The sequence below is a fragment of the Actinacidiphila epipremni genome, from assembly GCF_012034175.1.
GTDB classification, from domain to species: Bacteria; Actinomycetota; Actinomycetes; order Streptomycetales; family Streptomycetaceae; genus Actinacidiphila; species Actinacidiphila epipremni.
In genome coordinates this window covers 77,498-98,670 of sequence record NZ_JAATEJ010000005.1, presented here as the reverse complement: position 1 = coordinate 98,670, position 21,173 = coordinate 77,498, and the positions used below count along the sequence as shown (strand labels likewise).

General features: G+C 74.4%; 17 protein-coding genes and 1 riboswitch. Of the genes, 9 read left to right on the top strand and 8 right to left on the bottom strand.

Annotation, left to right across the window (positions count from 1 at the left end):
- Positions 1–46: 46 nt before the first annotated feature.
- Positions 47–991 (bottom strand): alpha/beta hydrolase family protein, encoded by a 945-nt coding sequence (locus tag HCN08_RS09015; RefSeq protein WP_206318559.1) that lies wholly within the window; start codon positions 989–991, stop codon positions 47–49.
- Positions 992–1,161: 170 nt separating this feature from the next.
- Between HCN08_RS09015 and HCN08_RS09010 the strand changes: the two genes are divergently transcribed.
- From HCN08_RS09010 to HCN08_RS09000, 3 genes are all read left to right on the top strand, one after another.
- The gene (locus HCN08_RS09010) at positions 1,162–1,854 is read left to right on the top strand and encodes a TetR/AcrR family transcriptional regulator (protein WP_167982407.1); all 693 of its coding nucleotides are present in this window, start codon (positions 1,162–1,164) and stop codon (positions 1,852–1,854) included.
- A 140-nt stretch (positions 1,855–1,994) separates the two neighbouring features.
- Positions 1,995–2,645, top strand: a complete 651-nt coding sequence (locus tag HCN08_RS09005) for a dihydrofolate reductase family protein (protein WP_167982406.1) — start codon at positions 1,995–1,997, stop codon at positions 2,643–2,645.
- A 132-nt stretch (positions 2,646–2,777) separates the two neighbouring features.
- On the top strand, positions 2,778–3,728 hold the full coding sequence (locus HCN08_RS09000; RefSeq protein ID WP_322974334.1) for a hypothetical protein: 951 nt from the start codon (positions 2,778–2,780) through the stop codon (positions 3,726–3,728).
- Positions 3,729–3,938: 210 nt separating this feature from the next.
- Here the strand turns inward: HCN08_RS09000 and HCN08_RS08995 are convergent, their stop codons facing one another.
- Together HCN08_RS08995 and HCN08_RS08990 are read right to left on the bottom strand one after the other, a co-directional pair.
- Positions 3,939–4,763, bottom strand: a complete 825-nt coding sequence (locus HCN08_RS08995; protein WP_167982405.1) for an alpha/beta fold hydrolase — start codon at positions 4,761–4,763, stop codon at positions 3,939–3,941.
- Positions 4,764–4,865: 102 nt separating this feature from the next.
- Positions 4,866–5,627: a MerR family transcriptional regulator gene (locus tag HCN08_RS08990; RefSeq protein ID WP_167982585.1), complete on the bottom strand. Its 762-nt coding sequence runs from the start codon at positions 5,625–5,627 to the stop codon at positions 4,866–4,868.
- A gap of 148 nt (positions 5,628–5,775) precedes the next feature.
- On the opposite strand from HCN08_RS08990, the gene HCN08_RS08985 reads away from it, so the two are divergent.
- On the top strand, positions 5,776–6,600 hold the full coding sequence (locus HCN08_RS08985; protein ID WP_167982404.1) for a helix-turn-helix domain-containing protein: 825 nt from the start codon (positions 5,776–5,778) through the stop codon (positions 6,598–6,600).
- A gap of 104 nt (positions 6,601–6,704) precedes the next feature.
- On the top strand, positions 6,705–6,923 hold the full coding sequence (locus tag HCN08_RS08980; RefSeq protein ID WP_167982403.1) for a tautomerase family protein: 219 nt from the start codon (positions 6,705–6,707) through the stop codon (positions 6,921–6,923).
- Between the two features lie 50 nt (positions 6,924–6,973).
- On the opposite strand, the gene HCN08_RS36095 is transcribed toward HCN08_RS08980, so the two are convergent.
- Positions 6,974–7,537, bottom strand: a complete 564-nt coding sequence (locus HCN08_RS36095; RefSeq protein WP_167982402.1) for a helix-turn-helix domain-containing protein — start codon at positions 7,535–7,537, stop codon at positions 6,974–6,976.
- A gap of 147 nt (positions 7,538–7,684) precedes the next feature.
- On the opposite strand from HCN08_RS36095, the gene HCN08_RS08970 reads away from it, so the two are divergent.
- Positions 7,685–8,134 (top strand): DUF6196 family protein, encoded by a 450-nt coding sequence (locus HCN08_RS08970; protein ID WP_167982401.1) that lies wholly within the window; start codon positions 7,685–7,687, stop codon positions 8,132–8,134.
- A gap of 27 nt (positions 8,135–8,161) precedes the next feature.
- Positions 8,162–8,623, top strand: a complete 462-nt coding sequence (locus HCN08_RS08965) for a GNAT family N-acetyltransferase (RefSeq protein WP_167982400.1) — start codon at positions 8,162–8,164, stop codon at positions 8,621–8,623.
- A 68-nt stretch (positions 8,624–8,691) separates the two neighbouring features.
- Here the strand turns inward: HCN08_RS08965 and HCN08_RS08955 are convergent, their stop codons facing one another.
- Together HCN08_RS08955 and HCN08_RS08950 are read right to left on the bottom strand one after the other, a co-directional pair.
- Positions 8,692–12,045 (bottom strand): glycoside hydrolase family 3 C-terminal domain-containing protein, encoded by a 3,354-nt coding sequence (locus HCN08_RS08955; RefSeq protein WP_206318558.1) that lies wholly within the window; start codon positions 12,043–12,045, stop codon positions 8,692–8,694.
- A gap of 509 nt (positions 12,046–12,554) precedes the next feature.
- Complete coding sequence (locus HCN08_RS08950; protein WP_167982399.1) at positions 12,555–14,285, bottom strand: ricin-type beta-trefoil lectin domain protein; 1,731 nt, start codon at positions 14,283–14,285, stop codon at positions 12,555–12,557.
- Positions 14,286–14,585: 300 nt separating this feature from the next.
- Here HCN08_RS08950 and HCN08_RS08945 point away from each other — a divergent pair, with 300 nt between their 5' ends.
- A complete protein-coding gene (locus tag HCN08_RS08945; RefSeq protein ID WP_167982398.1) occupies positions 14,586–15,596 on the top strand; it encodes an alcohol dehydrogenase catalytic domain-containing protein in 1,011 nt (336 codons plus the stop codon).
- Positions 15,597–15,685: 89 nt separating this feature from the next.
- Here the strand turns inward: HCN08_RS08945 and HCN08_RS08940 are convergent, their stop codons facing one another.
- Positions 15,686–17,800, bottom strand: coding sequence for a SpoIIE family protein phosphatase (locus tag HCN08_RS08940; protein WP_322974332.1), 2,115 nt, complete (start codon positions 17,798–17,800; stop codon positions 15,686–15,688).
- Between the two features lie 32 nt (positions 17,801–17,832).
- On the bottom strand, positions 17,833–19,992 hold the full coding sequence (locus HCN08_RS08935; protein ID WP_167982397.1) for a SpoIIE family protein phosphatase: 2,160 nt from the start codon (positions 19,990–19,992) through the stop codon (positions 17,833–17,835).
- 254 nt (positions 19,993–20,246) lie between these two features.
- Positions 20,247–20,363, top strand: a riboswitch (cobalamin riboswitch).
- Between the two features lie 145 nt (positions 20,364–20,508).
- Between HCN08_RS08935 and HCN08_RS08930 the strand changes: the two genes are divergently transcribed.
- On the top strand, positions 20,509–21,012 hold the full coding sequence (locus HCN08_RS08930) for a DUF4430 domain-containing protein (protein ID WP_322974331.1): 504 nt from the start codon (positions 20,509–20,511) through the stop codon (positions 21,010–21,012).
- The last annotated feature ends 161 nt before the right edge of the window (positions 21,013–21,173 follow it).

Here is a 21,173-nt window from a genome sequence, read left to right as displayed (position 1 = left end):
GCCGGCGCCCGCACCACCCGATTACGGCCGCCGGGGGAGCGTCTGCTCACTCCTTGCTGCTGAGTTCCCCCAGCGGCTCGGGGCCGTCGGCGAGGGCTTGTACGGCCGCCGGCCAGGCGGTGTCCGCGGGGTCGAGGGCGCTGCGCAGGTACGCCGTGGTCATGCGCTGGAGCAGGGCGACCCGCGCGGGGTTCTCGTCCGTCGTCTCGGTCACCCCCCAGCCGGTCACGCCGCCGAGCGAGTGCTCCGCGCCGTACAGCGTGAGCAGGCTCTTCGGGCCGGGGCTGTAGGCGTACGCGTCGGTGAACCAGTCGGGGCCGCGGGTGGACAGCGCCGACTGGTCCTTGTCGCCGGCGACGAAGAGGGCCGGCGCGGTGAGGCCGGCGAACGACGGCCGCATGAAGGGGAAGTGCTCGGCGGCGAACGGCGTGAGGCTGTCGCCCAGGCCGGTCAGGGCGAGCAGCACCCCGGCCCGTACCCGCGGGTCCGTCAGGTCCTCGCCCGGCTCGCCGGCGTCGTCCAGGACCCGCGCGCCCAGCAGCATGCTCGCCGTCTGGGCGCCCCAGGAGTGCCCGGCGACCGCGACACGGTCCCGGTCCACCCGCCCGCCGAGCCCCGGCAGCGCGGCCTCCAGCGCCTCCAGCCCGTCCAGCACCCGCGTCAGGTCCTCGACGCGCAGCCGCCATATGTGCGGGGTGCGGGGGTCGCCGGCGGGCAGCGCCAGGGTGCGCGAGTCCAGGTGGGTGGGCTGGACGACGACGAAGCCGTGCGCGGCCCAGTGGTCGGCCAGCGGCGCGTAGCCGTCCATCGAGGAGCTGAAACCGTGCGAGAGGACGACGACGGGCAGCCTCTCGCCGCTCGCCGGGGCGGACACCCGGACCTGGAGGTCGGTGCCCCGGCCCGGAGCGGCCAGGACGACGGGCCGTACGGACACCACGGCGGACGGTGCTCCGGCGCTGTCGCGCACGGGCGGTGAGGTGAGGTCGGACATGGGAGGGCCTTTCATCGGGCGCGGCGGACGCGGCGCTTCGACGCCGGTGCCGGCTTCTGTCATCATGAGGTGAAGCGGAACGCTGATCCGCTTCCTGTCGACGACGATACGGAACCGTGTTCCGCTTTGCAAGCGCACCCTCGCGGGCGCGTCACGGAAGGAGCGCCGAGATGGCCGAGACCAACGGCACCGGCCCGGCGACCCCCGAGGGCCCGGCGGCGTCGGACGGCGAGGCGACCGCCGACGGCTCGGCGACCCCGGACGGCCAGGCAGCCCCCGCTGGCCCAGCTGCCCCGGACCCCCCCGCCCGGGCCCGGCGGCGGGACGCGCAGCGCAATCAGCGGAGCCTCCTGGACGCCGCCGCCGCGGTCTTCGTCACCTCCGGCGTGGACGCGCCTGTGCGGGATATCGCCGCCAGGGCCGGCGTCGGCATCGGCACGATCTACCGGCACTTCCCGACCCGCGCCGACCTGGTCGTCGCCGTCTACCGCCACCAGATCGACGCCTGCGCCGAGGCCGGCCCCGTCCTGCTGGCGGCCGGGCCCACCGCGCATGCCGCCCTCGGCCGCTGGGTCGACCTCTTCGCCGACTTCCTGGTCACCAAGCACGGCCTGGCCGCCGCGATGCAGGGCGACGCCCCCGGCTTCGAGGCCCTGCACGCCTCCTTCCTCGAACGCCTCCTGCCGGTGTGCGCCGACCTGCTGGACGCCGCGACCGCCGCCGGCGAGATCCAGGCCGGCGTGGACGCGTACCAGCTCATGCGCGGCGTCGGGAATCTGTGCGCCGGCGCCGAGAGCGACCCCCGCTACGACGCCCGCCGCCTGGTCGCCGTCCTCGTCGCGGGCCTGGCCGTACCGCACTGACGCGGCCGTATCCGCACCGGCGCGGAAAAACTTTCCGCGCCGGTGTCGATCCGGCCGCCTCCCGTTCGACGCATCCGGTGTGCGGCACCCCGCCGCACCGGGCACGACACGGCACGACACGAACGAACGAGGACACGCGCATGGACCAGCTGCTGAGAGTCATGAACTTCAACATCTCCCGGGACGGCATCGGCGCCGGCCCCGACGAGCGGCAGAGCCTGGAGCAGCCGTTCGGGCTGCCCGCCCCCGAGCGGCTGTTCGGCTGGTGCGGCGCCACCGCGAGCTGGCCCATGCGCACCGACCCCGGGGGCACCCGCGGCCTCGACGACTACTTCACCCGCGACTTCGCCCGCAACATCGGCGCCGAGATCATGGGCCGCAACAAGTTCGGCCCGCAGCGCGGGCCGTGGCGCGACCACGACTGGAACGGCTGGTGGGGCGACGAGCCGCCGTTCCACACCCCGGTGTTCGTCATGACCCACCACACCCGCCCGTCGATCACGCTGTCCGACACCACCTTCCACTTCGTCGACGACACCCCGGCCGCGGTCCTCGAACGGGCGAAGGAGGCGGCCCAGGGCAAGGACGTCCGCCTCGGCGGCGGCGTCAGCACCGTCCGGGAGTTCCTCGACGCCGACCTCGTCGACAGCCTGCACGTGGCCGTCGCCCCGGTGGAGCTCGGCGAGGGCATCCGGCTGTGGGACTCGCCCGAGGACCTTGCCGACCGGTTCCACCTGGAGGTCGTGCCGAGCCCCAGCGGCGTCGTGCACCACCTGCTCTGGCGCAAGTAGACGCGGGCGGTGCGCGGCGGCCGGGTCGTCCGCCCGGCCGAGCACCGCGCGCGCCGGGGCGGGCGCCGTACGACGATGGGCGGGTGAAGCACGCCGTCCCCGCGCCCGCCCGGCGCCCCCGCGGCGGTCGCCGTGCCGCCGGGTAGCCGCGGCAGGCGCGGGCGCGCCGCGGACCCCGCGCCCAAGTCCGCGCCGGACCCGCAGGCCGAGTTGCGCGACCTCCACACCACCTGGCCCGGCGACTTCGTCGCCCGCCGCGCCGAGCTGGCCGCCGCCGCCAAGCAGGCCGGCCGGACCGAGGACGCCAAGGGCCTGCGGGCCGCCCGGCGCCCGACGCTCGCGGCCTGGGCGCTCAACGTGCTGGCCGCCGCCCGCCCCGAGGAGAGCCGGCGGTTCCGTGAGCTGGGCGCGTCGCTGCGGGAGGCGCACCGCACGCTGGACGCCGAGCAGCTGCGCAGCCTGTCGGCCCAGCAGTGGAAGGTCGTGGCGGGCCTGGCCCGGGAGGCCGCGGGGCTCGCCGCGCAAGCCGGCCACCCGCTGACCGACAGCGTGCTGCGTGACGTCGAGGGCACGCTGCGGGCGGTGCTGGCCGACCAGGACGCCGCGGACCTGTGGGCCGACGGCCGCCTCGCCTCGACGCTGAGCCCGCCGACCGACCTGCCCGCCGCTGAACCCGGCGCCGGGGGTACGTCCCCGGGCCGGCGCACACGCCCGAGCGGGGCGCCGCCCCCGAAGCGCCGGGCCGGCGGCGGCCGTACGGACGAACTGGCCCAGCAGCGCCGCAAGAAGGCCGAACGCGCCCGAGGGGAGCTGCGGGCCGCCGAGCGGCGGCTGGCGGACGCCCGCGGCGCCCACGAGCAGGCCGAAGCCGCACTCGCCGCGGCGCGGGAGCAGACGCAGCACGCGGACGCGGCCGTCGAAACCGCCGAGGCGGACCTGCGGGCGGCCCGCGAGGCCCGGGCAGCCGCCCGTCGCGACGAGGGCAGCGCCGAAAAGGCCCGCACCGAGGCCGGCGACGCCCTCCACCGCGCTGAGCAGCAACGCGCCGACGCGACCCGCGCGGTGGAACGCACCCGGACCTGACATCACCCGGTCCGGCGGGAGGTCAGCGCGGGCAGTCGAGGAAGTCGCGCCCGGCGGCGAGGTCGCCCGGCGGTCCGCAGTTCGCCACCGGGCGTCACCCCCCCCGTGTGCCGGGAGGTCGGCGCGGGCAGTCGAGGAAGTCGCGCCCGGCGGCGAGGTCGCCCGGCGATCCGCAGCTCGACGCCGAATGTCAACCCGCCCGCCGGGAGGTCAGCGCAGGGTGTCGAGGAAGTCGCGGATCGCGGGCGCGATTGCGGCGGCGAGGTCGTCGGCGGTGTGCAGTTCGCCGTCGATCGCGGTATCGGCCAGCTGCCCGTGCGGGAGGGCGGCCACCGCCTGCTCGGCCAGCGCCGTGGGGTGGCGCGGGTCGGTGCCGGGGAAGACCAGCGTCGGCACGGTGATCGCGGCGAGTTCGCCGACGCCGCGGAAGGACCGGTCCCGGGCGATCGCCGCCGCGGCCACGATGCTCGCCGGGTCCGACCGCGGTATCGCGTCCCGCACCATCGCCCCGACCAGCGGCGGGAACGCCGCGAGGATCGGCTCCCAGCCCGCCTCGATGCCGCCGGCCGCGACGCGCGCGGCGAAGGCGTCCAGGAAGCGGACCTCCGCGGCCTTCGCCTCGTCGTCCTCGATGTCCTCCACCCCGATCAGCACGGCCCCCCGCACCCGCTCCGGATACGCCGCCGCGGCCCGCAGCGCGATCGTGGAGCCCAGCCCCGCCCCGGCGAGCACGGCGTCGGCCAGGCCGAGGTGGTCCAGCAGCCCGACCGCGTCCCGTACGTAACGGTCCCAGGTGTGGCGGGCCGGATCCCTGCACACCGAGCGGCCGTAGCCGCGCAGGTCCGGCACGACGACCGTGCGGCGGTCCGCCAGCCGCCCGGCCAGCGGCAGCATGCTCCGGCCGTCAGGACCGCCCGCGTGCATGAGGACGAGGGCCGGGCCCTCCCCGACGACGGTCGCGTGCAGGGCGCAGCCGTCGCCGGCCCGGAAGCTGGTCTCCCGGTAGCTGGTCTCCTGGTAGCTGATCTCTGTCATGGAGCGACGCTAGAACGCCCGACGGGGTGTCCGGTACGCGCGAGGCCGCCGACCGGTATCGCGATCCGGACACGCCACGCGGCCGTACGGATCGGGCCGGCGTCACCCGGGAGAGCCGGCCGCGACGGGCCCGAACAGCGCGGCGAGCAGGTCCGCGCCGGCCGCCGGCGCCCGTACGTCCAGGTGCAGCGCTGCGCCGTCGAGGTGGAGCCGGAAGTCGAAGAACGGGCAGCACCGCTGCTCGTCGGCGGCGAGCGCGGCGACCCGCGCCGTACGGTCCACGGGCACGGTCAGCCGCAGCCCGTCGCGGATCGCGGCCCGCGCGGCGCCGTCCAGCACCTCCCGCCAGGCGGCGGCGCGTCCGGCCATGGCGTCGCCGGTGAGCGAGCACGCCACCGGGGCGGTGCGCCACCGCTCGGGCCCGGCGGAGAGCGCCACGTCGACCGTACGCTCCCCGGCAGCGGGCCCGGGGGCCGGGAAGCCGCAGTCCGGGCCGCAGCTCCCGGCGCGGTCGGGCAGCGCGTCCAGATGCTCCAGCGCGCCGAGCAACGCGGCGGTGAGCGCCGCCAGGTCCGCCGTCCGCCGCCGGGCGGCATCGAGGCGCCCGGCGATCCGCGGGCGCAGGTCCGCCTTGACCTGCGCGCAGGCCCCGCGCTCCCTCACCGCCAGCAGCTCGGCGATCTCCTCCAGCGGCAGCCCGAGGTGCTTGGCCGCGCCGATGAACCGCAGCCGCTCCACCGCGTCCTCGCCGTACACCCGGTATCCGGCGGGCGTACGGCCGGCGGGCAGCAGCCCCGCGCCTTCGTAGAAGCGCAACGTGGTCGCCGGGACGCCGCTGCGCTCGGCGAGCTGTGAGATCCGCATCGTGGGCACGCGCCGACCGTAGACCTTCCACCCGACTCGAAGGTCAAGCCCCGGGGCGGCCGTCGGTGCCGGCGAGCGCGGTGTGCGGCCCCGTACCGCCGGGCCGCGGCCTGTCACCATATGCTCGACAACGGCTATCATCCGAGACATGCCGACCCCCGACGCCGCCCACGACCCGCGCCGCGCGGCACATGCGTGGATCGCCGCGTGGAACCGCCACGACCTCGACGCGGTTATGGAGCATTACGCCGAGGACGTCGTCTTCCGCGCGGCGACCGTCGTCACCCGCTGGAACCGCGACGACGGGACGCTGCACGGCCGGGCCGCCCTGCGCGCCCACTTCGCCAAGGGCCTCGCCCTCGCGCCGCGGCTGCGCTTCGAGCTGGAGGACGTGCTCCTCGCGCCGGGCGGCTACGCGGTCGTCTACCGGCGCGAGAACGGCAACCGCGTCGTGGTCCGCCTCGCCCGCGGCGCCGCCCTCCCGGCGTCGCTGCGTACGGTGCGGCACGCCACCGCCCTGCTGTCCGTGGAGTCCGTGCTCGCGCACGGCGACCTGCTGGCCGCCCGGCGCGCGGCCGGCCCCGAGGCCGTCCTCGCCGACCGGCTCGCCCGGCTCACCGCCGCGCTGTCCCGCGACCTGCGCGCGGCGGCGGAACGGGGAGCAGAGCCGACCGCGTCGCAGCGCAGGCTCGCCGAGCGCATCCGCCTCGGCGCGGCGGCGGCGGCCTCGCGCAGCCACACCAGCCGGGCCTTCCACCACGCCACCGGGGAGACGCTGTCCGGCTACCGGCGGCGGCTGCGGGTCGCCGCGGCCGTCCGGGCGATCGCGTCCGGCGACGACGTCTTCGCCCGCGTCGCCGCGGAGGCCGGCTTCGCCGACCACGCCCACCTCTCCCGCACCCTGCTGGCGGCGACCGGATCGACCCCGACGCAGCTGCGCCGCCGCTTCCGGGCCGGGGCCGGGCAGGGGTGAGGACCGCCGGGGAGCGAGCACATCCGTTCAAGCGCGGGCCGCCGCGCACCGCGGAGGATGGCGGACGGCCGACGCCACCAGGACCGACCGTCAGGAGCAGCCAGATGCCCGTCATCACCATCGCCATGCGCACAGGGCGCACCCTCGGCCAGAAGCGCGAGCTGGTCGCCAAGGTGACCGAGGCTTTCGTCGGGACCTGCGGCGGGGACGCCGACGGCGTGTGGATCGACATCCTGGAGATCCCCGCCGAACACTGGGGCATCGGCGGCCGGTTGCAGTCCGACCTGCTCGCCGGCGCCGGCCCCGCGACCCCGGACGAGTGACGGCCCCGGCCCGTACCGCCCTGCGAGCGTACGGCCCGTGAACGTACGGCTCAGGTCCGGAGTTTCGCGACGACGACGAGGTAACGGCACTCGGTCTGCGCCGGGTTGACGAACGCGCACGGCGCCGGGGCGCCGAGCTGCAGGCAGTCGCCGCGGTCGAGCTCGTGGACCAGGTCGCCCTCGTGGAAGCGCAGATGCCCCTCCAGCACCCAGATCTGCTGGGAGACGAAGGCGTACGTGCCCTCCTCCATGTCGACCCGCGCGCCCGGGGGCAGGCACACCTCCACCAGCTCGACCGGCCCGCCGGCGGACGGCGAGACCGCGCGCCGCCGGTAGCCGCTGACCGGATCGGTCCACTCGGGCTGCGCCCCGGCGCGCGAGACCCGCGGCCGGTCCTGCTCCGCGCGCGAGATGAGCTCGGAGAGGGTCAGCCCGAGCGCCGAGGACAGCCTCGCGAGCAGCACCGCCGTGGGCTGCACCTCGGCGCGCTCGATCTTGCTGATCATCGCCCGGGAGACCCCGGCGAACTGCGCGAAGGCGCTCACGGACATGTTGCGCTCGGTCCGCGCGGCGCGGACGGTCGCCGCGAGGCGCGCGGTCAGGTCACTTGCCATGGGTGACACCATAGCGACGGTATTGCCTACCATCTGAGCTTTCCCCGCAGAGCCGACCGCCGGAACCCGGACCGCAGAACCGGGCCGCGGAGCCGAACCCCCAAACCCCCGAACCCCCGAACCCCCGAGCCGAAGAGGAGCGCGCCGATGGTCGACATCAGCACGGAGACGCCGGAGCAGACCGAAGCCCGCCTGCGCCGGGTCGTCGCCGCCGCGCAGTACGAGGAGCTGCCGGGACTGTGGACGTTCCACGAGTCACCCCTGGCCGACCCGCCCGCCGTCGATCCCGCCGTCCTGGCGATCGTCCGCGACGAGGACACCTGGAGCGCCCTGCGCCCGGCCACCGCGACCGCCGCGGACACCGAGCTGTTCGGCGTCTGCTCCTTCCACTTCCCGCCCGGCCTCGACAACAGCGGCTTCGTGGGCTGGCTCGCGACGCTCCTCAAGCGGGAACTGGGCAGCGGCGTCTTCGTGGTGTGCGGCAGCAACAGCCGGCGCGGCGGCATCCACGACTACTGGGGCTACCCCGCCGCCCTGCGCGCCGAGGTCGCCGGCCTCATCGGACGGCTTCGCCCAGCGGAAAACCGCTCACTATAGGAGCGGAATCGACACTATGGTGACGCCATGTGGATCTCACCCGCGTCGCCGAACGACCCGGACAGCCTTGAACTCGTGCGCCGGCACCGCGCCCACTCGGCCGAGCACAGCGTGAACCCCGCGGACGACCACGTCCTCGACATCGCCGACCTCACCGGCCCGGACGTCGCCTTCTTCGGCCTGCGCGACGGGACCGGCGAGCTGCTGGCCGTCGCGGCGCTGCGCCACCTGTCGGCGGACCACGCCGAGCTGAAGTCGATGCACACCCGCAGCGAGGCCCGCGGCCGAGGGCTCGGCCGCGCCCTGCTCGACCACCTGATGGACGAGGCGCGCGCACGCGGCTACACGCGCCTCAGCCTGGAGACCGGGACCCAGCCTGGCTTCGCCGCCGCCCGCCGCCTCTACGCCAGTGCCGGCTTCACCCCGTGCCCGCCCTTCGGCGCCTACACGGCGACGGCGAACAACGTCTACTACACCCGCGAACTGTGAAGCCCGCCCCGCCGGGAACCGCCTGACCGGAGCCGGCCGGACATCGGCCGACCGGCTCCGGGCGGAGGTCAGTCGTAGAGGTTCACCTCCGCGATGGACCACCAGCTGCTGGACGTGCCCGTCTGCACGACCTTGACGTAACGCGCGGTCACGGGCGTGAAGTTGACGGTCACCTGGGCCGCGGTGCCGGCTCCGGTGGCGATCGGGGAGCCGAAGTTCGTGCCGTCGGTGGAGGTGTAGACCTGGTAGCCGCGCGCGTAGTCGCTCGCGCTGCCGGCCGAGTCCATCGTGAGCTTGGCGAAGGTCTTCGCCGCGCCCAGGTCGAGCGTGAAGGACTCGCCGCCGGCCATCGGCTTGCCGCTGCTCCAGCGGGTGGCCGTGCTGCCGTCGAGCGCGTTCGCCGGTACGTCACCGCCGCCGGACGAGGACGCGGTCGCCGTCCAGCCGGTCCGGGGGAGGACCGCGCCGGTGCTGCCCGTGCCGCCCGTGCTGCCGTCGGTGAAGACGTTCAGCTCGGCGATGGACCACCAGCTGCTGGAGCTGCCGGTCTGCACGACCTTGACGTAACGGGCCGTCGTGGGCGTGAAGTTGGCGGTCACCTGGGCGGCGGTGCCGGTTCCGGTGGCGACGGGCGAGCCGAAGTTGGTGCCGTCGGTGGAGGTGTAGACCTGGTAGCCGCGGGCGTAGTCGCTCGCGCTGCCCGCCGAGTCCATCACCACCCGGTCGATGCTCTTGGCCGCGCCCATGTCCAGGGTGAACGACTGCCCGTTCGCCATCGGGACGCCGGTGCTCCAGCGGGTGGCGGTGTTGCCGTCGAACATGTTCGCCGGTACGTCCCCGCCGCTGGACGAGGACGCGGTCGCCGTCCAGCCGGTGCGCGGCAGCGCCGTCTGGGTGCCGCCGCCCGTACCGGAGCCGATCGTCGTGGTGCCGGTCAGCCGGATGTCGCGCGAGGACGAGCCGACGTAGACGGTGTTGGTGCCGGCCGCGTTGGTCCAGCCGTTGTTCCAGAACTGGAAGCTGCGCGCGTCCAGGGTGAGCGAAACATGCTGCGTCTGCCCGGGGTTGAGCGTGATCCGGGTGAACCCGCGCAGGTTCTTGGGCGGTTCACCGCTGGACGCGGGCTGCCCCACGTACACCTGCGGCACCTCCGCGCCGGCCCGCGAGCCGCTGTTGGTGACGTCGAAGCCGACCGCCACCGCGCCGTTCGCGTCCGGCTGCCCGACCGTCAGGTTGGCGTAGGCGAAGGTCGTGTACGACAGGCCGAAGCCGAACGGGAACATCGGCGTGAGGTTCTGGCTGTCGTACCAGCGGTAGCCGACCTTGAGCCCCTCGGAATACTGCACCTGGCCGTTCTGCCCCGGCCATTGGGCGGCGGAGGTGGTCGGGCCCTGCGACAGCGCGGTCGGGAAGGTCACCGGGAGCTTGCCGCTGAAGTTCGTGTCGCCGAACAGCAGCGAGGCGATCGCGTTGCCGTCCTCCTGGCCCGGATACCACGCCTCCACCACGCCCTTGACGGCGTTGACCCACGGCATCGTCACGGCCGAGCCGCTGTTGACGACCACCACGGTGTTGGGGTTGGCCGCCGCCACATCGCTGACCAGGGTGTTCTGCGCGGCCGGCAAGCCGATGCCGTTCAGGTCGCTGCCCTCGGACTCGAAGTTGGAGACGAACACCACGGCCAGCTTCGCCGCCCTCGCCGCCGCGACCGCCTGGTCGTGCGGGGACTGGCCGGGCACCGACCAGCCGAGCGTGGCGTTGCTGGCACCGGCGGCGTTGTAGTAGTCCACCTCGATGCTCACCGGCTGCCCGGCGGTCAGCGACACACTGCCGGTGCGGGTGGTGCTGCCCTGGTTGAACCAGTTGTTGACGATCTGCTGCCCGTTGACGTACACCCGGGAGCCGTCGTCACTGGTCAGCGACAGCTGGTACGTGCCGGTCGCCGGCGGGTGCAGGGTCCCGGTCCACTTCGCCGACCAGTTCGTGGCGTTGACGCCCGGCGCCGGCGACGCCCCGCCCCACACGCTGTCGACGTTCGACTCGTTGCGCGTCACCACCGGCGTACCGGTCAGCCCCGTGTTGTTGTAGTACGACGCGGTGAGGCCGGCGCCGGAGCCCGAACTCGGCGTCAGATACGAGGAGTCCACTGGCGGCAGCGCCCCGTCGGCGGCGGTGCTGCCCTGCGCGTAGGTGACGTTCACCCCGCTGCCGGCCCGGTTCTTGATGCCCTGGTAAGGCGTCACCAGATAGGGCGCGTTGACGCCGGCGCTGCCGCCGCCCTGGGCCATCGCGTGGGTCCCGGCGTCGTCACCGATGACGGCGATCGAGTCCGTGCCGCTGCCGACCGGCAGCACCGGGCCGGCGTTCTTCAGCAGCACCGCACCCTCCTGCGCGACCTGCTTCGCGGTCGCGGCATGGGCCGAACTGGTCACCACCGCACCGGTGTTGCCGTTCTGCGCGTGGTCGAAGAGCCCCGCCTTGAACATCGAGGTCAGGATCCGCCGGACGTGGTCGTCGATCGTCGCCTGCGACACCTGGCCGTTGCCCACCGCGGTGGTCAGCGCCGAGCCGTAGTAGTCGCTGCCGGGCATCTCCATGTCGAGGCCGTTGTTCGCCGACGCGACGGTGGAGTGCGTGGCGCCCCAGTCGGAGGTGATGAACCCGGTGAAGCCCATGTCGCCCTTGAGGACGGTGTTCTGCAACTGCCCGTTCTCACACGCGAAAGCGCCGTTGACCGCCGAGTAGGAGCACATCGCCGAGTCGGCGCCGCCCTGCTTCGCCGACGTCTCGAACGCCGGCAGGTAGATCTCCCGCTCGGTGCGGTCCGAGACGATCGCGTTGTCGCTGATGTTGTTGCGGTTGGTCTCCTGGTTGTAGACCGCGTAGTGCTTGACCTGCGCCATCGGCCCCTGGCTCTGGATGCCCTGGATGTCGGCGGCGCCCATCTGCCCGGCCAGGTACGGGTCCTCGCCGAAGGACTCGAACGCCCTTCCCCACTGCGGGTCCCGCACGATGTTGATGGTCGGGGCCAGCACCACGTTGGTGCCCTTGCCCCACTGCTCGGAGCCGAGCACCTGGCCGTAGCTGTTCATCAGCGCGGTGTCCCAGCTCGCCGCGCCCGCGACCGGCGCGGGCAGCTGCGTGACGCCGGTGAAGCCGTCGCCGGCGCCGACCGGGCCGTCCTGGAGGTGCAGCGGCGGGATGCCGAGCCGGGAGTTGCCGTCGACGCAGCCCACATAGCCGCACGACTGCCCGCCGTGCATCATGGCCAGCTTCTCGCTCTGCGTCATCGCGGCCAGCAGCTCGTTCGCGCGGTCCAGCGGCGCCTGCGCCGCGTTCGTCCAGGGCTGGTCGGCCGCCGCGGCCCGGCCGCCGCCCGCTGCGGCACCACTGGCCAGGACGAGGGCGACCGCTGCGACCACGATCTCCCCGGTACGCCGGCGTCCCTGCCGGCGTCGCCGGCGCGACCGGAACCACTGTGCCGGGCGGGGCGGTGCGTTCATGCGTGCGCGCTCCGTTTCTGGTGCCCCGGCGCCGCGAACGGACCACCGGGCCACCGGCAACCCGGCCCGGACCGCAGGAGCCGGCCGCGAGCGGGCTTGAGGGGTGGGGGGAACCCGACGACGGGTACGCCGATCCGACGCGTCCGGACACGACCCGCTCGACGGGACTTGGGGGAGAGCGCTCTCCGACGCAGACGAGACTCGCCCACCCGCGACCGGCGTGTCAAGAACACCGACACCCTTATTTCACGCCCTGAACCGACGCCGCGGGCGCGCACAACGACTCCGGCGGCCACCCGGCACGCCCACGGAAGGCGGCCGGGGACGGAGACGCAGCCGCGCCGGCAGCTGCTGGAGCCATGGCAGTCCCTCGACCGGCACCGCGCGCCGCTCGTGCGCCCGGCGCCGGCCGAGGGCTGCCCCTGTGCTCAGGCCAGGGCGAACTTCTGGGCGGCGGAGCCGTTGCAGTCCCAGATCTGGAGGCGGGTGCCGTTCGCGGTGGCGCCGGACGGGGAGTCGACGCACCGGCCCGTGGTCGGGTTGGACAGCGAGCCGTCGGCGCCTGCCACCCAGTTCTGGTAGCCACCGCCGTTGCAGGTGGCCAACTGGAGCTTGGTGCCGGCCGCGTTGACACCGCCGGCGATGTCCAGGCACCTGCCCAGCGTGCGCAGCGTCTGGCCGCTCCAGGTCCACTTCTGGTCCAGCGAGGTCGCCTGCTGGCAGTCCCACAGCTGGACGGCGGTGCCGTCGCCGCCGGTGTCGTCGCCGGCGACGTCCACGCACTTGCCGCCCGGACCGTAGATCGGGGTGCCGATGGCGAACTGCTGGGCGCCGGAGCCGTTGCAGTCCCAGATCTGCAGCCGGGTGCCGTTCGCGGTCGCGCCCGACGGCGAGTCGATGCACCGGCCGCTGGTCGGATTGCGCAGCGAGCCGTCGCTCTGCCGCACCCACGACTGGTAGCCGCCGCTGTTGCAGGTGGCCAACTGGAGCTTGGTGCCCGCCGCGCTGTTGCCGCCGGCGATGTCCAGGCACTTGCCGAGGGTCTGCAAGGTCTGGCCGCTCCACGTCCAGTGCTGGTCCTTGGCGTAGGACTGGCAGTCCCACAGCTGGACGGCGGTGCCGTCGCCGCCGGTGTCGTCGCCGGCGACGTCCACGCACTTGCCGCCCGGGCCGGTGATGGTCTGCCCGCTCACCGAGCCGCCGCCGCCCCCGCCGGAGCCGGGCGCCTTGTTGTACACGGCGACCGAGTCGACGACCAGCTTGCCGCCGGAGACCGTGGCCGCGTTCGGGCCGCCGCCGAAGGCGTCGGGGAAGCCGCCGCCGATCGCCAGGTCGTAGATGATGAAGAACGGGTGGTCGATCGCGTCGGACCAGGTCGTGGCGTCCACCTGGTTGGCGCTGACGGTGTAGAAGTTGTTCCCGTCGAGGTAGAACCGGACCTGTTCAGGCGAGACCGAGCGGTCGATCTCGGCCGCGTAGTCGTGGAAGCCGGTCTGGCAGCCGGGACACCCGCGCTCGCCCGAGCCGATGCCGGTCGACTCGTTGCACGGCCCGCCCGGGCTCACCCCGCAGTGGATGGTGCTGAAGTCGGAGCTGCGGCCGTTGATGTCCTCCATGATGTCGATCTCGCCCGACTTCGGCCAGGTCACCCCGCTGCGCAGCGGCGCGCCGAGCATCCAGAACGCCGGCCAGTAGCCGGCGCCGTTGGCGGTGCTGACGTTGGGCTGCTGGAGCACGGACTCGATCCGTACGACCCCGCCCGCCGGCGCGCCGAAGGTCGCCGCCTGCGTCTCCACCCGGCCGGAGGTCCAGCCGCCGCGCGGGTCGGAACCGGAGTGCAGTGCCTGGAGCACCAGGTGGCCCTGGCCGTCGTAGGAGACGTTCGAGGTGCTGCTGGTCATGGTCTCGATCTCACCGGTGCCGAAGCTGCTGCCCGGCCCGGTGTCGTACTTCCACAGCCCCTGGTCGATGCCGGTGCCGGCCGCCCCGTTGAAGTCGTCGCTCCAGGTGAGCGTGAAGCCGGCCGGCGCCGGCGGCACGGCCGCCCCGGCGCTCGGCGCCCCCACGACGACGGCGGCCACCGTGACGGCGACCGCGGGGACCAGGACGAGCGCTCTCCGCCACCCGCTGCGGCGCGCTCGCGCGAAATTCAGGCGCATGTATCGGACCTCCGAGGAAAAGGCGTGGTGACACGGAACCGCCGCGCCGCCCCCGGCGGAATGCGCCCACGACGTGTCATGTACACAGCTTCACGGCGGATCCCGCCTTCGACAAGACAGCCGACCCGCCCGGCTTTCCCCGCCGCCTCCGTACGACCTCCGCGTGACCTCCGCACGGCTCCCGCGATCTTGGACACCCGTGCCCGGCGCCCTTACGGTGGGTGTGGTGGCCTGAAACCCGTCCCGTACGGGCGGGCCCGGTACGGCCCGCCCGGCGGGGCCTTCCTCAGGGAGACCCTCATGCGCGCTGCCGAACTACCCGCCCCGAACTCCGAGCTGCGCCTCGTCGAGCGGGACGTCCCCGCTCCGGGTCCGGGCGAGATCCTCGTGAAGATCACCGCCTGCGGCATGTGCAACTCGGAGGTGACGCTGGTCCAGGGCGAATACCCGTTCGCGAAATTCCCGACCGTTCCCGGCCACGAGGTCATCGGAACCGTCGCGGAACTCGGGGAGGGCGTGACCTGGCCGGAAGTGGGCACCCACGTCGGCGCGCAGTTCCTCTACGACTCGGACATGACCTGCGACTACTGCGTGCGCGGCGAGCAGATCCTGTGCCCGGGCAAGCGCATCACCGGGATCGTCACCGACGGCGGGTACGCCGAGTACGCGGTCTTCCGCGAGGGGTTCGTCACCCCGGTGCCCGACGGCCTCGACCCGGTCGCCGGCGCCCCGCTCATGTGCGCGGGCCTGACCGCTTTCAACGGCCTGCGCCAGGCGGGCGTCACCTCGGGCTCCCGGGTCGCCGTGCTCGGCGCCGGTGCGATCGGCGGCATGGCGGTCAAGTTCGCGGTCGCCATGGGAGCGCGGGTCGCCGTGCTCGGCCGGTCCCACCGCAGCGAGGAGCGCGCCAAGGAACTCGGCGCGGAACGCTTCATCGCGACCGGGCAGGACGCCACGGTGCCGGCGCTGAAGTCCTGGGGCCACGGCGCCGATGTCCTGCTCAACACGACGCCGTCCACACGGGCCGCCACCGCGCTGCTGGGCGGCCTCGCCCCCGACGGCACGCTGGCGCTGCTCGGCTACGGCCCCGATCCGCTGGAGCTGCCGAGCCAGCTGATGGTCCTCAACCGGCTCCACGTCATGGCGTCGCCCTCCGGCTCCCCGCACGACGCCCGGGACACCCTGGACTTCGCCGTGCGGCACGACCTGATGCCGGACGTGACGGCGATCGGCCTCGACGAGGCGCCCGCGACCCTGTCCAGCATGGTCGCCGGCGACTGGCACAGCGGCCGGGCCGTCATCGCCTTCTAGGCCCAGGACAGCGCCCAGGACAGCCGGGCCGTCCCGGTCACGAGGACGCCGGGCCGCGAAGGTCACGAGGACGCCGGAGCCCCCGGGGTTTACGAAGACGCCGGGTCGCTCGTCTCCAGCAGCAGGAGCGCGATGTCGTCGCTGTTCTCCTCCTTCGCCGTCCGCTCGGCCCCGGCCACCAGCCGGTCGCACAGGGCGCTCAACGGCTCCGGCGGCGCGTGCGCGAGGGAGTCGGCCAGGGCGCCGAGGGCGTCGCCCAGGTCGACCCCCGGCCGCTCGACCAGCCCGTCGGTGTAGAACGCCAGCAGGCTGCCGGGCGGCAGCTCGACCTCCGTGGTGTGGAAGACGGTGTCGCTCTCCACGCCCAGCAGCAGGCCGGGCGGCAGGTCGAGCACCTGCGCGGTACCGTCCGGCCGGCGCAGGATCGGCGGCGGGTGCCCCGCGCTGGACAGCCGCACGCGCCGGTTGCCGAGGTCGACGCACGCGTAGACGCAACTGGCGAACAGCTCCGTGCTGAGGTCGTCCAGCAGCCGGTTGGTGCGGGAGAGGACCTCCGCGGGCAGCGCCCCGACCTGCGCGTGGGTGTGCACGGCCGTCCGGACCTGGCCCATCAGGGCCGCCGCGTGCACGCTGTGCCCCTGCACGTCCCCGACGACCGCGGCGGCCGTCGTGTCGTCCAGCCGGATCAGGTCGTAGAAGTCGCCGCCCACGTCCAGGCCGCGGGTCGCCGGCCGGTAGCGGGCCGCCGTGGTCAGGCCGGCCAGCCGCGGCAGGCTGCTCGGCAGCAGCCCCTCCTGGAGGCCGCGCGCCGCGCCGGCGTTGAGGTCGTAAAGACGCGCCCGCTCCAGCGCCTGGGCGATCAGCCCGGCCAGCGACAGCAGTTCGGCGCGCTCGTCGGGGAGGAACGCGTGCGGGCGCTCGTACCCCAGGATGCAGCAGCCGATCGTCCGGCCCGATATCGACAGCGGCAGATACGCGAAGGCGCCCATGTCGCCGTAGCAGGCGATGTCCGGATACGTCTCCAGCATCTCCGCGCTGCTGGGGTGGAACGAGGCCGTGCCGCTCTCGATGACCCGTACGCCCTCGGTGTCCGACGTCATCGGGAGGTTGTCGAAGTACGCGGGCATGCGCGGCGGAAAGCCGCGGGAGCTGATGACCGACAGCCGCCCCTCCTCCTCGCGGATCAACGCGAAACCCTGCGCGTCCAGGACCGGCATCGTCTGCTCGGCCAGCGAGTCGGTGACCTCCTGCACCGACTTGGCCTCGGCGAGCCCGGAGGCCAGATGCAGCAGGTGGAACAGCGTTCCGGCCCGGGCGGGGACGTCGGAGGCCGCCAGCGGCGGGCTGCCCCGGTCGGCGGACAACCCACCGGGCTCCACCGTGGCGGTGATCCCCCAGTCGTCGGTGTAGAGGGTGAACGCCAGCGCGTGGCCGTCGGGGCGGTGCGCGGTGAACGCGCTGGGGAGCCGGCTGAAGAGCGCGGCGAGGTGGGCGTTCTCGAAGGAGGGGTCCCGCAGCCAGAGCACCGCCTCGAAGAGACTGCGGTGGAGCAGCTCACCGCGCGGCCGGCCCAGCAGCTCGGACGCGCGGCGGTTGACGTACGTGAGTCGTCCCTCCAGGTCGAGGCCGCACACCCCGCCGGGGAGCCGGTCCAGGAGCCGGCCGGGCGGATCGCCCCGCGGCCCGGACGGCTCCAGCGCGAGCGGGCGCGCCCGGGGGAGCACCGGGTCGCCGGCCTCGAAGGCCCGCCGCAGGCCCCGCGCCGCCCGGCGGCACCCGGCGGCCACCTCCTCCACCTCCCGCAGCGTCAGCTCGGCCGGGCGGGTATCCGGCCACAGCAGGAGCACCGCACCCCAGCACACACCGCCGTCCACCAGCGGCGCCACGTACATGGCGACCGGGTACGGGAACGACAGCGCCGTCCGCGGGAACCGGCGGGCGAGCTCCTGCGGCCCGGGCAGCCACACCGGCTCCCGGGTGTGCACGGCCTCCGCGACCGGAACGTGCGCCGCACGCGGCACCCGGGACCACGGCCAGGCGATCCGCGCCGGCACGCCCCGTACGACGGTCATCCGGATCAGCGGCTCCGTGGGGACGTCCAGATACCCCGCGACCATGTGCGCGCCGACCGCGCGGGCGATCCGCTCGACCTCCTCGTCGAGGACGCCGCCACCGGCGCGCATGGAGTCTTCAGTGTCTGCCACGGATCCGCCCTCCGTCACGGGGACATCCTGCGTCAGCCGCCTCCGGTCCCGGCCCGGGCCCGGGAGTCCTGGGCGGGCAGCGGCTGCTCGGTCCAGATGGTCTTGCCCCGGCTCGCGTAGCGGGCGCCCCAGCGGGAAGAGCACTGGGCGACGATGAACAGGCCCCGGCCGCCCTCGTCCATGCTGTCCGCGCGGGCCAGCCGCGGCTGGGTGTTGCTGGGGTCGCTCACCTCGCAGATCAGCACCTCGTCGCGGATCAGCCGGACCCCTATCGGGTCCCCGGCGTACCGCACGGCATTGGTGACCAGCTCGCTGACGACCAGCTCGGTGGAGAAGGCGAGATCCGCCAGGCCCCAGTCCGCCAGCTGGCCGGTCACCCGCGTGCGCGCGTCGGCCGCCGAGCCGGCGCCGGCGGGGAACTCCCAGGAGGCGATGGCGTCCGGGTCGACGGACCGCGGCCGGGCCAGCAGCACGGCGATGTCGTCGCGGGGCTTGGCCCGGTCGACGGCCGCCAGCAGCGCGTCGCCGATCCGTTCGAGCGAGCGCTCCGCGCGGTACAGCCCGGCCAGCCGCTCCTTGACCTGGCCCGCGGCGGCCTCGGCCGGGCAGGACTCCAGCTCGAACAGCCCGTCGGTGAAGAGCGCCAGGACACCGTCCGGCTCCAGGGGGACGGTGAAGGACTGGAAGGCCGTCCAGCCCGTGCCCAGGGGCGGCCCCGGCGGGATGTCGAGCTGCTCGGCGCTGCCGTCGGGCCGGATGAAGACCGGCGCGGGCTGCCCGGCGCTGGCGAAGGTGCACTCCCCGGTCGCCGGATCGTAGACGGCGAACATGCAGGTGGCGCCGGTGGTGTCGCTGTCGGTCGCGGGTGTCTCGGCGGCCAGCCGCTGCACCAGGTCCTCCATGTGCGCCAGGACCTCGGCCGGCTCCAGTTCGAGGGTGGCGAAATTCTGCACCGCGGTACGCAGCCGGCCCATGGCCGCGGCGGCCGGCAGCCCGTGCCCCACGACGTCCCCGACGACGAACGCCACCCGCAGCGACGGCAGCGCGATCGCGTCGAACCAGTCCCCGCCCACCCCCGCCGCACGGTCGCGGCGCCCTGCGCCTCGGCCGCCGCCCTCGGCCGGGCTGTAGACGCCCACGGTGTGCGCCGCCGTGGAGTCGGTCACCGCGCGCGGGAGCAGCTGCTGCTGCAGGACGAGCGCGGTGCGGTGCTCGTAGGCGTAGCGGCGGGCGTTGTCGATGCCCAGCGCCGCGCGCGACCCGATGTCGCCGATGAGCTGCACCTCGTCGGCGGCGTAGGCCGGCGACTGCGACGTACGCCATCCGGTGACCACGCCGAGCATCAGGCCGCGTGCGAAGAGCGGTGACGCCACGAGCGAGTGGGCGCCCTCCGGGACCAGGAGCCCGATCAGCTCCTCGTCGTCGCCGAGGGCCTGGAAGATCTCCTGCCCCGTCTCCACCAGGGGCCGGCCTCCCAGCAGCTGCCGGACCTGCGGGCTGTCCGGCAGCAGCGGGAACGTCCCGCCGACGCCCGGCATGCGCTCGGGCCAGCCGGCCTTCGCGGCGACCGCCGCGCGGAACAGCGACGCCTGCCCGCGTACGACGGTGGTGAGCGGGTCGCCGGTCAGGACGGACCGGGTGAGGTCCACCGTGACGAGGTCGCTGATCTCGCCGACGACATCGGCCAGCGCCTGCGCCGAGGAGCGGACGTCGAGGGAGAAGCCGATCCGCTCGGCGGCGCTGTGCAGCAGCTCGCGCTGGCCGCGGACGCGCTCCTGCTCGGTCACGTCCTCCACGAGCGTGGCGACACCGGCCGGCTCGCCCCGCGCGTCCAGCAGGCGGAACGCCGACACCGAGACGGTCCGCTCCCGCGGCGGGACCTCCCCGGAGCGCCACCGGTGCAGCCGCGAGACCACCGGCACGCCGGTCCTCAGCACCTCGGTGAGCACCGCCTCGGCCTCGGCCGCGTCCCGCGCCCACACCACGTCGTCGAACCGGTCGCCCGGCCGCGCGGCCGGGACCCCGAACATCCCCGGCGTGATGTTGGTCCGCCGCAGCCGCAGGTCCGCGTCCCGTACGGAGATCCCGATCTCGTGCTGCCCGAACAGCGCCCGCAGGAGCGCGGCCCCTTGCGCCCACTCGCCGCTCAGCGCGGCGGGGCCCGGGTCATCCGGTCCGACGGGTGTGTCCATACCTGCTCCTATGGCCGCGCAAGTGCTCCGGTAGCCGCGCAAACCGGACCCGCCGGCACCGGCGCGGGCCCTCCACCACTTTCTGACACCCTCCGAGCAGCCGCGACCCCCTCGACGGCCCTCCGTAGACCAACGTACGTCGCACCGGGCGGGGCTGCCATTCGGTCCGCCCGCCCGGCCCCGCGGACCGCGGGGGTGGTGGCGGAGGGCGCGGATCCGTACGATGCTCGCGGGCCGGCCGAACCGGGCGGCCCGACAACTTCATGCGTCCACGTGTGGGGGAAGCCGGTGCGAATCCGGCGCTGACCTGCAGCCGTGAGCGGTACGACAGTGCCGCGAGCCGGAATGCCCGCCGTGCGACGTGCACCGCTTCCCACTGTCATGGTCTGCAGCGTGGAGCCTGGAACCCTCCGGGTCCGTCCCGTGCCGCTCCCCGCGAGGGGCCCGGCCGCCGGTCCTTGCGGAGGCCGTTGCGGGGTCCGGCTGCCGGCCCCACCCGAAGGGCAGCCCATCCCCGTGCTCCGTACCTCCTTACGGCGGACCGCCGTCGGTGCCGCCGCGCTCGCGCTCACCGCCGTCGGCGCCGCCGCGACCACCGCCGGCGCCGCGACCCCCACGACCTCCGGCGCCTCCTTCGTGCTGCCCGCGCTGGTCCGGGTGAGCGTGGTCGACGCCACGCACACCGTGCTGGACCGGATCGTGCTGACCGACGGCCACACCGTGACCACGGCCTCGGGCGGCACGCATGTGTGCGACGGGACCAACGGCGGGGCCAACCCGAGCCGGGTCCCGACCCCCACCGCTGCCCTCGACACGGCCACCCGGGCGGCGCACTCCGGCTGGGACGGCACCTGGTACGACTCCTTCAGCGACTACGACGTGACGACGATCGCCGGCGAGGCCGCGGCGCCCGGCACGTACTGGAACATCTCCGTCAACGGCACCTCCATCCCGGTCGGCGGCTGCCAGTTCCGCCTCCACACCGGCGACCAGGTCGCCTTCACGCTGACGGCCTTCTAGGGCCCCGCACCACGGCCCCGCACCACGGCACCACACCCGGAGCCGCCGGCCCGGCCGGCGGCTCCGTCCGAGCGGAAGCCCGACCCACGCGTCCGGGCGCCGACCGCCGCGGCACCGCCGGGCCCACCGGGCGCCCGGCGGCCGGGCTGCGCGGCGCCCTC

Bases quoted from the DNA above. Each gene is read 5' to 3' on its own strand.
- HCN08_RS09015 (WP_206318559.1), bottom strand. From the start codon at position 991: ATGTCCGACCTCACCTCACCGCCCGTGCGCGACAGCGCCGGAGCACCG.
- HCN08_RS09010 (WP_167982407.1), top strand. From the start codon at position 1,162: ATGGCCGAGACCAACGGCACCGGCCCGGCGACCCCCGAGGGCCCGGCG.
- HCN08_RS09005 (WP_167982406.1), top strand. From the start codon at position 1,995: ATGGACCAGCTGCTGAGAGTCATGAACTTCAACATCTCCCGGGACGGC.
- HCN08_RS08995 (WP_167982405.1), bottom strand. From the start codon at position 4,763: ATGACAGAGATCAGCTACCAGGAGACCAGCTACCGGGAGACCAGCTTC.
- HCN08_RS08990 (WP_167982585.1), bottom strand. From the start codon at position 5,627: ATGCGGATCTCACAGCTCGCCGAGCGCAGCGGCGTCCCGGCGACCACG.
- HCN08_RS08985 (WP_167982404.1), top strand. From the start codon at position 5,776: ATGCCGACCCCCGACGCCGCCCACGACCCGCGCCGCGCGGCACATGCG.
- HCN08_RS08980 (WP_167982403.1), top strand. From the start codon at position 6,705: ATGCCCGTCATCACCATCGCCATGCGCACAGGGCGCACCCTCGGCCAG.
- HCN08_RS36095 (WP_167982402.1), bottom strand. From the start codon at position 7,537: ATGGCAAGTGACCTGACCGCGCGCCTCGCGGCGACCGTCCGCGCCGCG.
- HCN08_RS08970 (WP_167982401.1), top strand. From the start codon at position 7,685: ATGGTCGACATCAGCACGGAGACGCCGGAGCAGACCGAAGCCCGCCTG.
- HCN08_RS08965 (WP_167982400.1), top strand. From the start codon at position 8,162: ATGTGGATCTCACCCGCGTCGCCGAACGACCCGGACAGCCTTGAACTC.
- HCN08_RS08950 (WP_167982399.1), bottom strand. From the start codon at position 14,285: ATGCGCCTGAATTTCGCGCGAGCGCGCCGCAGCGGGTGGCGGAGAGCG.
- HCN08_RS08945 (WP_167982398.1), top strand. From the start codon at position 14,586: ATGCGCGCTGCCGAACTACCCGCCCCGAACTCCGAGCTGCGCCTCGTC.
- HCN08_RS08935 (WP_167982397.1), bottom strand. From the start codon at position 19,992: ATGGACACACCCGTCGGACCGGATGACCCGGGCCCCGCCGCGCTGAGC.